This window comes from Streptomyces sp. CNQ085, from assembly GCF_022614595.1.
Taxonomy (GTDB): domain Bacteria; phylum Actinomycetota; class Actinomycetes; order Streptomycetales; family Streptomycetaceae; genus Streptomyces.
In genome coordinates, this window is the sequence record NZ_JAJFAU010000140.1 from 1 (window position 1) to 12,791 (window position 12,791).

16 protein-coding genes and 3 tRNA genes are annotated in these 12,791 nt (G+C 72.0%); 5 read left to right on the forward strand and 14 right to left on the reverse strand.

What is annotated here, in order from left to right; all coding sequences use genetic code 11:
- Window positions 1–386 (reverse strand): DAK2 domain-containing protein (locus LJ221_RS19740; RefSeq protein WP_241718067.1); only part of this gene is annotated, 386 nt, incomplete at its 3' end.
- A 267-nt stretch (window positions 387–653) separates the two neighbouring features.
- Here LJ221_RS19740 and rpmB point away from each other — a divergent pair.
- On the forward strand, window positions 654–839 hold the full coding sequence (gene rpmB / locus LJ221_RS19745) for a 50S ribosomal protein L28 (RefSeq protein ID WP_093662092.1): 186 nt from the start codon (window positions 654–656) through the stop codon (window positions 837–839).
- Window positions 840–1,006: 167 nt separating this feature from the next.
- Here rpmB and thiD read toward each other — a convergent pair whose 3' ends face one another.
- Window positions 1,007–1,828 carry a bifunctional hydroxymethylpyrimidine kinase/phosphomethylpyrimidine kinase gene (gene thiD / locus LJ221_RS19750; protein ID WP_241718068.1) on the reverse strand — a complete coding sequence of 274 codons (822 nt, stop codon included), beginning with the start codon at window positions 1,826–1,828 and terminating at the stop codon, window positions 1,007–1,009.
- Between the two features lie 56 nt (window positions 1,829–1,884).
- Window positions 1,885–2,829: a thiamine-phosphate kinase gene (locus LJ221_RS19755; protein ID WP_241718069.1), complete on the reverse strand. Its 945-nt coding sequence runs from the start codon at window positions 2,827–2,829 to the stop codon at window positions 1,885–1,887.
- A 248-nt stretch (window positions 2,830–3,077) separates the two neighbouring features.
- Here LJ221_RS19755 and LJ221_RS19760 point away from each other — a divergent pair, with 248 nt between their 5' ends.
- Window positions 3,078–3,311: an Lrp/AsnC family transcriptional regulator gene (locus LJ221_RS19760; RefSeq protein WP_241718070.1), complete on the forward strand. Its 234-nt coding sequence runs from the start codon at window positions 3,078–3,080 to the stop codon at window positions 3,309–3,311.
- A gap of 62 nt (window positions 3,312–3,373) precedes the next feature.
- The gene (locus LJ221_RS19765) at window positions 3,374–3,841 is read left to right on the forward strand and encodes a DUF3515 domain-containing protein (protein WP_241718071.1); all 468 of its coding nucleotides are present in this window, start codon (window positions 3,374–3,376) and stop codon (window positions 3,839–3,841) included.
- Window positions 3,842–3,904: 63 nt separating this feature from the next.
- On the opposite strand, the gene LJ221_RS19770 is transcribed toward LJ221_RS19765, so the two are convergent.
- The 3 genes from LJ221_RS19770 to LJ221_RS19780 are packed head-to-tail and all read right to left on the reverse strand — an operon-like array spanning window position 3,905 to window position 6,920.
- A complete protein-coding gene (locus LJ221_RS19770) occupies window positions 3,905–5,071 on the reverse strand; it encodes a D-alanine--D-alanine ligase family protein (RefSeq protein ID WP_241718072.1) in 1,167 nt (388 codons plus the stop codon).
- A gap of 38 nt (window positions 5,072–5,109) precedes the next feature.
- The gene (locus LJ221_RS19775; protein WP_241718073.1) at window positions 5,110–6,111 is read right to left on the reverse strand and encodes an NAD(P)H-dependent glycerol-3-phosphate dehydrogenase; all 1,002 of its coding nucleotides are present in this window, start codon (window positions 6,109–6,111) and stop codon (window positions 5,110–5,112) included.
- The gene (locus LJ221_RS19780) at window positions 6,108–6,920 is read right to left on the reverse strand and encodes a 1-acyl-sn-glycerol-3-phosphate acyltransferase (RefSeq protein ID WP_241718074.1); all 813 of its coding nucleotides are present in this window, start codon (window positions 6,918–6,920) and stop codon (window positions 6,108–6,110) included. Before LJ221_RS19780 ends, LJ221_RS19775 begins: the two co-directional genes overlap by 4 nt.
- Before the next feature lie 136 nt (window positions 6,921–7,056).
- On the opposite strand from LJ221_RS19780, the gene cofC reads away from it, so the two are divergent.
- Window positions 7,057–7,734, forward strand: coding sequence for a 2-phospho-L-lactate guanylyltransferase (gene cofC / locus LJ221_RS19785; RefSeq protein WP_374228512.1), 678 nt, complete (start codon window positions 7,057–7,059; stop codon window positions 7,732–7,734).
- On the opposite strand, the gene LJ221_RS19790 is transcribed toward cofC, so the two are convergent.
- From LJ221_RS19790 to leuC, 5 genes are all read right to left on the reverse strand, one after another.
- Window positions 7,706–7,909, reverse strand: a complete 204-nt coding sequence (locus tag LJ221_RS19790) for a hypothetical protein (protein WP_241718076.1) — start codon at window positions 7,907–7,909, stop codon at window positions 7,706–7,708. The two genes, cofC and LJ221_RS19790, sit on opposite strands and share 29 nt — an antisense overlap.
- Before the next feature lie 88 nt (window positions 7,910–7,997).
- Window positions 7,998–8,621, reverse strand: a complete 624-nt coding sequence (locus LJ221_RS19795; RefSeq protein WP_241718077.1) for an HU family DNA-binding protein — start codon at window positions 8,619–8,621, stop codon at window positions 7,998–8,000.
- A 125-nt stretch (window positions 8,622–8,746) separates the two neighbouring features.
- Window positions 8,747–9,007 (reverse strand): hypothetical protein, encoded by a 261-nt coding sequence (locus LJ221_RS19800; RefSeq protein ID WP_241718078.1) that lies wholly within the window; start codon window positions 9,005–9,007, stop codon window positions 8,747–8,749.
- A gap of 233 nt (window positions 9,008–9,240) precedes the next feature.
- Window positions 9,241–9,834, reverse strand: a complete 594-nt coding sequence (leuD, locus tag LJ221_RS19805; protein ID WP_241718079.1) for a 3-isopropylmalate dehydratase small subunit — start codon at window positions 9,832–9,834, stop codon at window positions 9,241–9,243.
- A gap of 9 nt (window positions 9,835–9,843) precedes the next feature.
- Entirely contained in the window at window positions 9,844–11,268 is a 1,425-nt protein-coding gene (gene leuC / locus LJ221_RS19810) for a 3-isopropylmalate dehydratase large subunit (protein ID WP_241718080.1), read from the reverse strand.
- Window positions 11,269–11,420: 152 nt separating this feature from the next.
- On the opposite strand from leuC, the gene ndgR reads away from it, so the two are divergent.
- Window positions 11,421–12,140, forward strand: a complete 720-nt coding sequence (ndgR, locus tag LJ221_RS19815; RefSeq protein WP_093850624.1) for an IclR family transcriptional regulator NdgR — start codon at window positions 11,421–11,423, stop codon at window positions 12,138–12,140.
- A 60-nt stretch (window positions 12,141–12,200) separates the two neighbouring features.
- On the opposite strand, the gene LJ221_RS19820 is transcribed toward ndgR, so the two are convergent.
- From LJ221_RS19820 to LJ221_RS19830, 3 genes are all read right to left on the reverse strand, one after another.
- Window positions 12,201–12,273: transfer RNA gene (locus LJ221_RS19820), tRNA-Glu, on the reverse strand.
- A gap of 28 nt (window positions 12,274–12,301) precedes the next feature.
- Window positions 12,302–12,374: transfer RNA gene (locus tag LJ221_RS19825), tRNA-Glu, on the reverse strand.
- A 24-nt stretch (window positions 12,375–12,398) separates the two neighbouring features.
- Window positions 12,399–12,470 (reverse strand) — tRNA-Gln (locus tag LJ221_RS19830).
- Window positions 12,471–12,791: the final 321 nt, after the last annotated feature.

The window sequence follows — 12,791 nt, forward strand, 5'->3', positions numbered from 1 at the left end:
GCCGCGGCACGGACCAGCGCACGCCGCAGTGGCTCCCCGTCGTCCCCGCCCCGCTCGCGGCCCCTGCCGTCCTCATGGGCCTCGGCCATCTCCTCGGCCATGCCGCGCAGCAGCTGCGCCAGGATCGTCCCGGAGTTGCCGCGTGCGCCGATCAGCGCGCCGTGCGCCATGGCCCGCACCGCCTGTGCCGGGGTGGGCTCCCCCGCGCAGGCGGCCTCGACGGCCCGGGCGGCGGACTCCACCGTCAGGTAGAGGTTGGTGCCGGTGTCGGCGTCCGCGACCGGGTAGACGTTGATCGCGTCGATGGTCTCGCGGGCACGGCCCAGCGCGTCGAGCGCCTGGGCGCTCCACTCCCGTACCGCGGCGGCGTCGAGCGGGTGCGGCACGGACGGGCCTCCTGGGTGCTTGCGGCCGGGCGGCCGGGGAGAACATCTGCGACGGGCGAAGGCTAGTGCCCGCCACGGCCGGGGGCGGGGCCGGGAGGGCGGTACGGGCCGTGGTGATTTCGTGGTCCGGATGGGGGCGGGGTATGCTTCTCCGGTTGCCCGACCCGCTCGGGCTCCATCCCAATTCCCTGGCAGTGCCGGTCATCATCTGATCCTGCCGACGCCGGGATTTCACTGTAAGTGCATCTGAAGTCTTTGGAGTGACCCGTGGCTGCCAACTGCGACGTCTGCGGCAAGGGGCCGGGCTTCGGCAACAACATCTCGCACTCGCACCGCCGTACGTCCCGCCGTTGGAACCCCAACATCCAGCGGGTGCGTGCGATGGTCGGTCGGACGCCGAAGCGGCTCAACGTCTGCACCTCGTGCATCAAGGCCGGCAAGGTCTCGCGCTGAGCGCGTGACCTCCCCCCCCCGCCGTGCGGTGGGGTGATCCGGTCTCACGCTGACGCAACGCCCAGCGCGGCCACTTTGCCGGTTACGCGGGAAGGCCGGTCCACTTCTGGTGGACCGGCCTTCCCGCGTTGCGGCCTTCGGACGGCACCCCGCGGCCGGACGGCCGCTCAGGACCTCCCTCCCGGATCCTCCCGCCCCAGCCGCCAGCCGTGGTCCACAGGCCCGATGCCGCCGCCCAGCGCGAAGCCCGCGGCGATGGCGCCCGTCACGTACTCCTTCGCGTCGGCGACCGCTTCCGGAACCGTACGTCCCCCCGCCAGCCGCGCGGCGACAGCGGCCGCCAGGGTGCAGCCGGTTCCGTGGGTGTGGCGATTGTCGTGGCGGGGCGCACGCAGCCAGTGCTCGGCGGCGCCGTCGGTGAGCAGGTCCACAGCGTCCGCCCCGTCCTTGAGATGGCCGCCCTTGATCAGCGCCCACCGCGGCCCGTACGCCAGCACCGCCTCCGCCGCGCGCGGCAGGTCTGCCTCACGCTCCACCCGTACGCCGGTGAGCTGGGCGACCTCGTCCAGGTTGGGGGTGGCGACGGTGGCCCTGGGCAGCAGTTCGGCGCGCACCGTCTCCAGCGCTTCGGCGGCCAGCAGCGGGTCGCCGTGCTTGGAGACCCCCACGGGGTCGACGACCACGGGTGCGGCGAGACCGTCCAGCAGGCCGGCGACCGTGGCGACCAGTTCGGCGGAGGCCAGCATGCCGGTCTTGACCGCCTGCACCCCGATGTCGTCCACGACGCTGCGGAACTGCTGCCGAACCGCCTCGGCGGGCAGTTCCCAGGCGCCCCGCACGCCCAGGGAGTTCTGCGCGGTGACGGCGGTCAGCACGCTCATCCCGTGAGTGCCGAGCGCGAGCATGGTCTTCAGGTCGGCCTGGATCCCCGCTCCGCCGCCGGAGTCGGACCCGGCGATGGTGAGGACGCGCGGTGGTGGTGTACGCATGTCCCGCAGCCTACGGCCGGGCCGACGGTCTCCCCCAACCCCTCGCCTCCCAGCGCTCACTCCCCGAAATGGTCCCATCCGCCCGCCCGGTCCCACGGGGCGCCGTCCACCGTGACCTGCGGTGCGGCGGGGGGGTGCAGCACCTCGCCGATACGGCGCCAGCGGGCGGGCAGCTTGACTCCCGCGGGAAAGGTGGCGACGATCGCGTGGTCCTCGCCCCCGGTGAGCACCCACCGCAGCGGGTCGACGCCCACCGCCCGCCCGATGTCGGACATCTGGACGGGGACGTCCAGGGCCGCGGAGCGGATGTCGATGCGGACCTTGCTGGCCTCGGCGATGTGCCCGAGATCGGCGACGAGCCCGTCGCTGACGTCCGTCATCGCCGTCGCGCCCAGCTCCGCCGCCGCCGGTCCCGCGTGGTAAGGGGGCTCGGGTCGACGGTGGGCTTCGACGAAGGCCCGCGGCGAGCGGAACCCGCGGGCGAGCACCGAGTGCCCGGCGGCCGACCAGCCCAGCCAGCCGGTGACCGCGACAGTGTCACCGGGCCGCGCCCCGGAGCGGGTGACCGGCTCGCGTCCGTGCAGATCGCCCAGCGCGGTGATGGCCACGGTGATGGTCTCGCCGCGTACCACATCCCCGCCGACCACGGCCGCGCCCGCGACCTGGCACTCGTCGTGGAGGCCGTCCATCAGCTCGGTGGGCCAGGTGGCGGGAAGCTCGGCGGGCACGACGAGGCCGAGCAGCAGCGCGGTGGGCTCGGCCCCCATGGCGGCGATGTCGGCCAGGTTCTGCGCCGCGGCCTTGCGGCCGACGTCGTAGGCGGTGGACCAGTCGCGCCGGAAGTGCCGCCCCTCCAGCAGCAGGTCGGTACTGGCCACCACGCGGCGGTCGGGTGCGGAGACCACCGCCGCGTCGTCGCCCGGGCCGATCCGTACGGCCGGTGTGGGGGTGATCCGCGAGGTCAGCTCGCGGATCAGTCCGAACTCCCCGAGATCCCCCACGGTACGGCCGGGGGTCCTGGGGGCGCCCCCGGGGAATCCAGGGGGAGGCTGCCCCCCGGGAGAACTCAGCATCGTCGTGCCCCTTCGTCAGTACGCTCGAACGGTACCGCCGGGGCCGCCGGTCCGGCCCCCCGCGTCCCCGTTCGCCCACGCCCGCCCGCGGTGCGGGTCTCCCCGGCGGCACGGGTGACGCGGTACCGTGGCGTCCCTTCTTCCCACACGATCCTCGTAGCCGCCCTGGAGGTTCCGTGGTACAGGCCTACATCCTGATCCAGACGGAGGTCGGCAAGGCGTCCTCCGTCGCCGAGGTCGTCGGCGCGATCCCCGGAGTGGTCCGGGCCGAGGACGTCACCGGTCCCTACGACGTGATCGTGCGGGCCGAGGCCGGCACGGTGGACGACCTGGGCCGCATGGTGGTGGCCCGCATCCAGCATGTGGAGGGCATCACCCGCACCCTGACCTGCCCGGTCGTGCACCTGTAGCTCCCCCGTATGCTCGCCCGGTGAGATCCGTGCCCCGCCGGTCCCCGCCGTCCGCCCTCCGTGTGTCCGTTGCCGCACTCGCCGTGCTCGCCGCGGCGGCGGGCTGCGCGTCCGGCGGCGACCGCCCCGGTCCGCCCGTGCCGAGCCCGACGGGCGAGGCCGCCGAGGTCTGCGGCGAGCTGTACGACGTGCTGCCCGGGGAGGTGGACGGGCAGCGCCGGGGCGAGATCGAGCCCGAGACGCGGTTCGCCGCCGTGTGGGGCGAACCCGCGATCGAACTGGGCTGCGGAGTACCGCGGCCCGAGGTCCTCACGCCCGGCAGTGAACACTACAACCCCGTCTCCGACTCGGTGGAGGTGAACGGGGTCTCCTGGCTGCTGGAGGAGCGGGGGGACAGCCACCGGTTCACCCTCCTCGGCCGCGAGGTCTTCGTCCGGGTCACCGTTCCCGAGGCGTACGCGCCCGAGGTCAACGCCCTGGTCGACCTCGCCGACGCGGTGCGGGAGGCGGTTCCGGGGAAGCCGCTGTGACCTTCCGCCGCGTCCGCCCCGGAACGCGTCCCTCGCGGGCCCGGGGCGGTCGGCGCGGGCCGGTCAGCGCAGGCCGGTCGGGCGGCGCAGGGCGGCCCGGATAAGGCGGTCGACCAGCTCCGGGTAGCCGACTCCGCTGGCCTCCCACATCCGCGGGTACATGGAGATGGGAGTGAAGCCGGGCATCGTGTTGATCTCGTTGATGACGAACTCACCGCTGTCCAGCAGGAAGAAGTCCGCGCGGACCAGGCCCTCGCAGGAGGCCGCGTCGAAGGCGCGCACCGCCAGTTCCTGAACCTCGCGGGTCTGCCCGGCGGTCAGCGGGGCGGGCACCAGCCCCTCGGCCGAGTCGATGTACTTGGCCTCGAAGTCGTAGAAGTCGTGGGCCGTGGCCGGCGGGATCTCGGCCGGAAGGCTGGCACGCGGGCCGTCCTCGAACTCCAGGACGCCGCACTCGATCTCGCGGCCGCGCAGCAGCGACTCGACGATGATCTTGGGGTCGTGGCGACGCGCCTCGGAGATCGCCTCGTCCAGGCCCGCCAGGTCGTCGACCTTGGTGATACCGAAGGAGGATCCGGCCCTGGCTGGCTTGACGAAGACCGGCCAGCCGTGGTCGGCCGCGAAGTCCACGATCCTCCCGCGCGCGGCCTTCTCGTCCCGCTCCCACTCGCGCGGCCTGACCACCGTGTAGGGCCCGACGGGCAGCCCGAAGGAGGTGAAGACCCGCTTCATGTACTCCTTGTCCATGCCGACCGCCGAGGCCAGCACGCCCGAGCCGACGTAGGGCACCCCGGCCAGGTCCAGCAGGCCCTGGAGCGTGCCGTCCTCGCCGTACGGCCCGTGCAGCATGGGAAAGACGACGTCGACCTCCCCGAGCACCTTGGGCACCGAACCCGGCTCGCTGTAGACCACCTCACGGTTGTCCGGCTCGAAGGGCAGCAGCACGGAGCCGGTGTCGGACTCGGCGAGCTGCTCCACGCTCGGCAGGGCGCGGTCGGCGATCGCCATCCGCTCGGGGTCGTCGGCGGTCAGCGCCCAGCGGCCGTCGGCGGTGATGCCGATGGGCAGGACATCGTAGGCGCCGCGGTCGATGGCGCGCAGTACGGCACCCGCGGTGACCACGGAGATCCCGTGCTCGGAGCTGCGGCCGCCGAAGACGACGGCGACGCGCGGCCGCCGACCGGGCGGCGCGGGCGTCTGGGGGCCTGGGGAGAAGGACTGGCTGCTCATATCCGGGCGAGATTACCTGACGCGACGGTGGCGGGCGGTCATCGGCGCTCGGCCTTGGCGCTGCGCGACATCAGTTCCTTGAGGGCGACCAGCGGCGGCTTGCCGTCGTGGACGATGTCGACGACCGTCTCGGTGATGGGCATGTCGACGCCGTGCCGCCGGGCCAGATCCAGCACCGACTCGCAGGACTTGACACCCTCGGCGGTCTGTCGGGTCGCCGCGACGGTCTCCGCCAGGGTCATGCCCCTGCCGAGGTTGGTGCCGAAGGTGTGGTTGCGCGACAGCGGCGAGGAGCAGGTGGCGACCAGGTCCCCCAGGCCCGCCAGGCCCGCGAAGGTGTGCGCGTCGGCGCCCATGGCCAGGCCGAGCCGGGTGGTCTCGGCCAGGCCGCGGGTGATCAGCGACGCCTTGGCGTTGTCGCCCAGGCCCATGCCGTCGGCGATGCCGACCGCCAGCGCGATGACGTTCTTCACCGCCCCGCCCAGCTCGCAGCCGACGACGTCGGTGTTGGTGTAGGGGCGGAAGTAGGGGGTGTGGCAGGCGGCCTGGAGCCTGCGGGCCACCTCCTCGTCACGGCAGGCGACGACGGAGGCCGCTGGCTGCCGCTCGGCGATCTCGCGGGCCAGGTTGGGGCCGGACAGCACGGCGATCCGGTCCGGGCCGGCCCCGGTGACCTCCCCGATCACCTCGCTCATCCGCTTGGCGGTCCCGAGTTCGACGCCCTTCATCAGGGAGACGAGCACGGTGTCCGGCGGCAGTAGCGGCTTCCAGTCCGAGAGGTTGCCGCGCAGAGTCTGGGAGGGCACGGCCAGCACCGTGAACTCCGCTCCGGTAGCGGCCTCGGCGGGGTCGGTGGTGGCGCGCACGGCCTCGGGAAGAACCACCCCCGGCAGGTAGTCGGGGTTGGTGCGGGTGGTGTTGACCGCCCCGGCCAGTTCCGCGCGGCGGCCCCACAGGGCCACCTCGCAGCCGGCGTCGGCGAGCACCATCGCGAAGGCGGTGCCCCAGGATCCGGTGCCGTAGACGGCGACTCGCGTCACGCGCTCTCTCCCTCGGCCACCACGTGACCGGCGGGCCTCTGGCCGGCGGCCTGATCCCCGGCGGCACCGCGGGCGGCGGGGCCGCACCGGCCCTGCGCGAGCGCCCGGCGGCGGTCGTACCGCTGGGCGGGAGCGGGCTCGCCACGCACCTCGGCCAGCAGCTGTGTGATCGCGCCCATGATGACGTCGGTGACCTCGCGCAGTAGTTCCGCGGTGGGTTCGCGGCCGTAGAACCGCGACAGGTCGACGGGCGGCCCGGCCAGCACCTTCAGCGTCCTGCGCGGGAAGAACCGGATCTTCTTGATCCCCGCGTACGGCGGCACGGCCTCGTTGGCACCCCACTGCGCCACGGGGATGACGGGCGCCCTGGTGATCAGGGCGACGCGGGCGGCGCCGGTCTTGCCCTCCATCGGCCACATGTCCGGGTCGCGGGTGAGGGTGCCCTCGGGGTAGAACGCCACGCACTCGCCCTTGTCGATCGCCTCGACGGCGGCGCGGAAGGCACTCACGGCGTCGGCCGTCTCGCGGTAGACGGGAATCTGCCCCGTGCCGCGCATCACCGCGCCGACGAATCCGCCCTTGAACAGGGAGTCCTTGGCCAGGAATCGGGGGACGCGACCGGTGTTGTACTGGTAGTGGGCGTAGGAGAGCGGATCCAGATAGGAGTTGTGATTCACCACGGTGATGAATCCACCATCTCCCGGAATATGCTCCATTCCGCGCCAGTCCCGCTTGAACAGCACCGCCAGGGGCGGTTTCACCAAAACCGCGGCAAAGCGGTACCAGAAGCCGATTCTGCGGCGGGACACCCGGACACCATCTCCTCTTGCCTGCTGCGGCACGCGCACCGCCGGGGAACAACCGCACAAGTGTCGCCCCGGGCCGTCGCCCTGTCGAGCACACCGTAACCCTGGAAGTCCCGGGCGGCTCCGGCGGCGGGTGAGAATGGTGCCGATGCATCGTGACGACACGGCGGCGCGGGCCGCGGCGGCCCTGAGGTGGTCCCTGGTAGTCCCCCTCAAACCACTGGCGCTGGCGAAGAGCAGACTGGCCCCGGCGGCCGGGGGGAGGCTGCGCTCCGCCCTGGCCCTGGCCTTCGCCCAGGACACCGTCGCGGCGGCGCTCGCCTGCCCGGCCGTGGAGGAAGTGGTGATCGTCACGGACGATCCGCACGCGGGGGCGGAACTGGCCGCGCTGGGGGCACGGATCGTGCCGGACGCGCCGGGCGCCGGGCTGAACGCCGCGCTGGAGCACGGCGAGGCGGCCGTACGGGCGGAACGTCCCGGCGCACCGGTGGCCGCGCTGAACGCCGATCTGCCCGCCCTGCGCCCCGCGGAGCTGGCCCGGGTGCTGGAGGCGGCGCGGACGCACCGCCGGTCCTTCCTGGCCGACGCCGCCGGGATCGGCACCACGCTGCTCACCGCGTCCGCCGGCACCGCCCTGGCTCCAGCCTTCGGGGACGCGTCACGCCTCCGTCATCTGCGTTCCGGCGCGGCGGAGATCGTGCTGCCGGATGTGGAGGGCGTCCGGCGGGACGTGGACACCGGTGAGGACCTGGCCGCGGCGCTGAGCCTGGGAGTGGGTCCGCACACGCTCAGAACGTCTGCAGCGTCACCAGCGTGATCCGGGGCCGCTCGTCCCCGGCCCCGGTCTCGATCCGCACCCGCTGGCCCGGGCGCAGCAGCCGCAGACCTCCCGCGTCGAACGCCTCGGCATCGAAGGGGAGAGGCGTGCCGTCGTCGAGGAGCACGCTGCCGCTGCGGGTCGCGGGGTCATAGGTGTACGCGGTGGCCTGCATGGCGCCGAGCCTAGACGAGACGCACCGCGGGCCGGGCTCCCCCTGGAGTCCGGCCCCGCGCGGTCGTCCCGTGTCCGTACGCCCCGGCTCACTTCCTGCGGCTCGCCGCCCTCTTGCGCGCCGAGGTGCTGCGGCCGGAGGCCTTCTTGGCCGGCGCCTTCTTGGCGACGGCTTTCCCGGCGCCCTTCTTTCCCGTGGTCTTCTTTCCCGTGGTCTTCTTGGCGGTGCTCTTCTTCGCCGCCGCCTTCTTCGCCGGGGTGGCCGTGGCCGTGGTCTTCTTGGCGGTGCTCTTCTTCGCCGCCGCCTTCCTCGCCGGCGCCGCCTTCTTGGCGGCGGCCTTCTTGGCCGCCGCCTTGCGGGTGGTGGCGCCGGCCCCGCCCGAGAGGCTGCCCTTGGGCGCCTTCTTCACGGCCACCTCGCCGCCCTTGGGGAGTTTCTTGGCGCCGCTGACCAGGTCCTTGAAACCCTGGCCGGCACGGAAACGCGGAACAGAGGTCTTCTTGACCCTGACGCGCTCGCCGGTCTGGGGGTTGCGGGCGTAGCGGGCCGGACGCTCCACCTTCTCGAACGAGCCGAAGCCTGTGACCGAGACCCGGTCGCCGGCGACGACCGCGCGGACGATCGCGTCCAGAACCACGTCGACCGCGTCGGCGGCCTGCTGCCGTCCGCCGAGCTTGTCGGCAATTGCTTCAACGAGCTGCGCCTTGTTCACGTCTTCCCCTTCGGAGGCATTGCCGGAACGAATCTGTCCAAGCCTTTTCGCACGTTAGGCAGATATTTACCGCAAATCAAATGCGAAACGTGCGAATCACCCTTGTGTCGCAACGAAATAGACCATCACGCACTTCTGTCCGTGCGTCGGTCTTCACGTTCTCCGGGGAAGAGGCCGTCACCGGCCTCGATGTCCTCCATCAGCCGGTCCAGCCGCCGTGCCGCGCCGGTCAGGTCCTGCTTCGCGGCGGCCGTGACGGCGAGGAGCCTGCGGACGAGCGCCGCCCGTACGTCGTCGGGCACTTGCAGCGCGCGCACCATGGCGTGCGCCTTCTTCAGCCGGGCGGCGACGAGGTCGTAGAGGGGGAGTTGACCGTCACTGTCCATGCACTGATTGTGCCATTGGAGGCGAGTTGTCACCCCGGGCGTCCCCAACGCACCGCGGGCGGATACGTACGGGTGAGTCAACTACGCCCGTATAGAAGGGAATTGACTCAATACTCTCTCTTCCCCGCCGCGGCCCGCCCGTACGCCCGAGCGCCCCCGGCTCGTGGAGCCGGGGGCGCTCGGGGAGGTGCGTGTACGTCCGCCGAATCGGGCGGGCGCCGGGACACCGGTCGTCAGACGGTGAGTGTCCGCGGTTTGAAGGAGGGGCGCTTCGCCTCGTACGCGGCGATGTCCTCCTCGTGGCGCAGGGTGATACTGATGTCGTCCAGCCCTTCCAGCAGCCGCCAGCGGGCGTTCTCGTCCAGCTCGAAGTCCGCCTCGACGCCGGGCGCGGTGATCTTGCGGGCCACCAGGTCGACGGTGATCTCGACCGTCGGGTCAGCCTCCGTCAGCTCCCACAGCGCGTCCACGCTCCGCTGCGGCAGGACGACGGTCAGCAGGCCGTTCTTCAGCGAGTTGCCGCGGAAGATGTCGGCGAAGCGGGAGGAGATCACGGCCTTGAAGCCGTAGTTCTGCAGTGCCCAGACGGCGTGCTCGCGCGAGGAGCCGGTGCCGAAGTCGGGTCCGGCCACCAGCACGGTGGCACCCTGCCGCTCCGGCTGGTTGAGCACGAACTCCTCGTCCTTGCGCCAGGCCTCGAACAGTCCGTCCTCGAAGCCGTCGCGGGTGACCTTCTTCAGCCAGTGCGCGGGGATGATCTGGTCGGTGTCGACGTTGGAGCGGCGCAGCGGGACGGCGCGGCCGGTGTGGGTGGTGAAGGCTTCCATGGCTTTTCCTCAGACTCCCGCGGGCTCGCGTACATGGGACAGGTCGGCGGGCGAGGCCAGATGCCCCAGGACCGCGGTGGCGGCGGCCACCTGCGGGGAGACCAGATGGGTGCGGCCGCCCTTGCCCTGCCTGCCCTCGAAGTTGCGGTTGGAGGTGGACGCGGAACGCTCACCGGGCTTGAGCTGGTCGGGGTTCATGCCCAGGCACATCGAGCAGCCCGCGTGCCGCCACTCGGCTCCGGCCCCGGTGAACACCTTGTCCAGGCCCTCCTCGACGGCCTGGAGCGCCACTCGTACCGAGCCGGGCACCACCAGCATCCGCACCCCGTCGGCGACCTTCCGGCCCTTGAGCAGGGCGGCGGCCGCACGCAGGTCCTCGATGCGGCCGTTGGTGCACGAGCCGACGAACACGGTGTCCACGGCGATCTCACGCAGCGGCTGCCCGGCGGTCAGCCCCATGTACTTCAGCGCGTTCTCGGCGGCCAGCTTCTCGCTGGGGTCGGTGAAGGAGGCCGGGTCCGGCACGCTCGCGCTCAGCGGCGCGCCCTGGCCGGGGTTGGTGCCCCAGGTCACGAACGGTGCCAGCTCGGACGCCTCGATGACCACCTCGTGGTCGAAGACGGCGCCCTCGTCGGTGCGCAGGGTGCGCCAGTACTCCACGGCCGCGTCCCGGTCGGCGCCCTTCGGCGCGTGGTCACGACCTTCGAGATAGGCGAAGGTGGTGTCGTCCGGGGCGATCATGCCCGCACGGGCGCCGGCCTCGATGGACATGTTGCAGATGGTCATCCGGGCCTCCATCGACAGCTTCTCGATGGCCTCGCCGCGGTACTCGATCACATACCCCTGTCCGCCGCCGGTGCCGATCCGGGCGATGATCGCCAGGATCAGATCCTTGGCGGTCACCCCGTCGGGCAGCTCGCCGTTGACCGTGACCGCCATCGTCCTGAAGGGCGCCATCGGCAGGGTCTGGGTGGCCAGCACGTGCTCGACCTGGCTGGTGCCGATGCCGAACGCCAGCGCGCCGAAGGCGCCGTGCGTGGAGGTGTGGCTGTCACCGCAGACCACCGTCATGCCCGGCTGGGTCAACCCGAGCTGCGGTCCCACGACGTGGACGACGCCCTGCTCGACATCACCCAGCGGGTGCAGCCGCACCCCGAACTCCGCGCAGTTCCTGCGCAGCGTCTCCAGCTGGGTACGCGAGACGGGGTCGGCGACGGGCTTGTCGATGTCGAGGGTGGGGGTGTTGTGGTCCTCAGTGGCGATGGTGAGATCGGTGCGCCGCACCCGGCGCCCGTTCTTGCGAAGCCCGTCGAACGCCTGGGGGCTGGTGACCTCGTGCAGCAGATGCAGGTCGATGAAGAGCAGGTCGGGCTCGCCTTCCGCGCGCCGGACGACATGGTCGTCCCAGACCTTCTCCGCGAGTGTCCGTCCCATCGCTTTCCCTCCGACCGGCCGCACCGCCGGCCTCGTCTCGACATCCGTGCCGCCGTGTCCGCACGGGCGGGGTGGCGACTGTCACTCCAGCTTGGCGGCTTCCCGGGGAAATTGAACTTGCGTTTCGTAATGTGAGACGTGAATATCGTTGCATGGACAACTCTAGCGGCGTCGGCGTACTCGACAAGGCGGCTCTGGTATTGAGCGCTCTGGAGTCCGGTCCGGCCACCCTCGCCGGGCTGGTCGGAGCGACTGGGCTCGCGCGCCCCACGGCGCACCGGCTCGCGGTGGCGCTGGAGCACCACCGCTTCGTGGCCCGCGACATGCAGGGCCGCTTCATCCTGGGCCCGCGCCTGGCCGAGCTGGCCGCCGCCGCGGGCGAGGACAGGCTGCTCGCCTCGGCGGGCCCGGTGCTCACGCACCTGCGCGACATCACCGGGGAGAGCGCCCAGCTGTACCGCCGCCAGGGAGACATGCGGATCTGCGTCGCCGCGGCGGAGCGGCTGTCCGGACTGCGGGACACCGTTCCGGTCGGCTCCACCCTCCCGATGAAGGCCGGCTCGGCGGCCCAGATCCTGATGGCCTGGGAGGAGCCGGAGCGGCTGCACCGGGGACTGCAGGGAGCCCGCTTCACGGCGACGGCCCTCTCGGGGGTACGGCGGCGCGGCTGGGCCCAGTCCATCGGCGAGCGCGAACCCGGCGTCGCCTCGGTCTCGGCGCCGGTGCGCGGCCCGTCCAACCGCGTGGTGGCGGCGGTGTCGGTCTCGGGCCCGATCGAGCGCCTGACCCGACACCCCGGCCGGATGCACGCCCAGGCGATCGTGGAGGCCGCCGGCCGCCTCACCGAGGCTCTGCGCCGCAACGGCGGCTGACCGCTCCGGCGGCACAACGAGGAGAGGCCCTCGCCGAAGCGGAGGGCCTCTCCTCGTCCGTACCCCCGACCGGATTCGAACCGGCGCTACCGCCTTGAGAGGGCGGCGTGCTAGGCCGCTACACAACGGGGGCCCCAGCGGCGATCCCGGAGGACCGCGAGTACCCCCGACCGGATTCGAACCGGCGCTACCGCCTTGAGAGGGCGGCGTGCTAGGCCGCTACACAACGGGGGCTTGGATCTTGCTGGGAAGATCGCGCTGGGGTACCAGGACTCGAACCTAGACTAACTGAACCAGAATCAGTCGTGCTGCCAATTACACCATACCCCACCGGAACTCAAGCTCTTTCGGAACTTCTGTCCTGGTGACCGCCTTGCGTCTTTGGCCTTTCGACCCGTTCCGCCTGGCGACGGGAAGAACATTACCCGATGGAAGCCCGTGCTCCAAAACGAGTTCCCGCCGGGTCGCCGGCGGCCGGAATCACCCGCCGTGGACACCGCTCCCGCACGGAACGTGACCACGACAGTCTCCTGCGCCGCCCGGTCCGCGTTCGCCGACTTCGCCCGCCGGGCCTGACCAGCGGGCCCTTCTCCGGGAGCGGACCCAGCCGTTGGCGCCTCCTGTTCCCGGTGCGAGCACCGGGAACAGGAG

Excerpts from the sequence above, each read along its gene's own strand:
- thiD (WP_241718068.1), bottom strand. The coding sequence starts at position 1,828 with ATGCGTACACCACCACCGCGCGTCCTCACCATCGCCGGGTCCGACTCC.
- LJ221_RS19770 (WP_241718072.1), bottom strand. The coding sequence starts at position 5,071 with ATGAGCAGCCAGTCCTTCTCCCCAGGCCCCCAGACGCCCGCGCCGCCC.
- cofC (WP_374228512.1), top strand. The coding sequence starts at position 7,057 with ATGGTGCCGATGCATCGTGACGACACGGCGGCGCGGGCCGCGGCGGCC.
- LJ221_RS19790 (WP_241718076.1), bottom strand. The coding sequence starts at position 7,909 with ATGCAGGCCACCGCGTACACCTATGACCCCGCGACCCGCAGCGGCAGC.
- LJ221_RS19800 (WP_241718078.1), bottom strand. The coding sequence starts at position 9,007 with ATGGACAGTGACGGTCAACTCCCCCTCTACGACCTCGTCGCCGCCCGG.
- leuD (WP_241718079.1), bottom strand. The coding sequence starts at position 9,834 with ATGGAAGCCTTCACCACCCACACCGGCCGCGCCGTCCCGCTGCGCCGC.
- leuC (WP_241718080.1), bottom strand. The coding sequence starts at position 11,268 with ATGGGACGGACACTCGCGGAGAAGGTCTGGGACGACCATGTCGTCCGG.
- ndgR (WP_093850624.1), top strand. The coding sequence starts at position 11,421 with ATGGACAACTCTAGCGGCGTCGGCGTACTCGACAAGGCGGCTCTGGTA.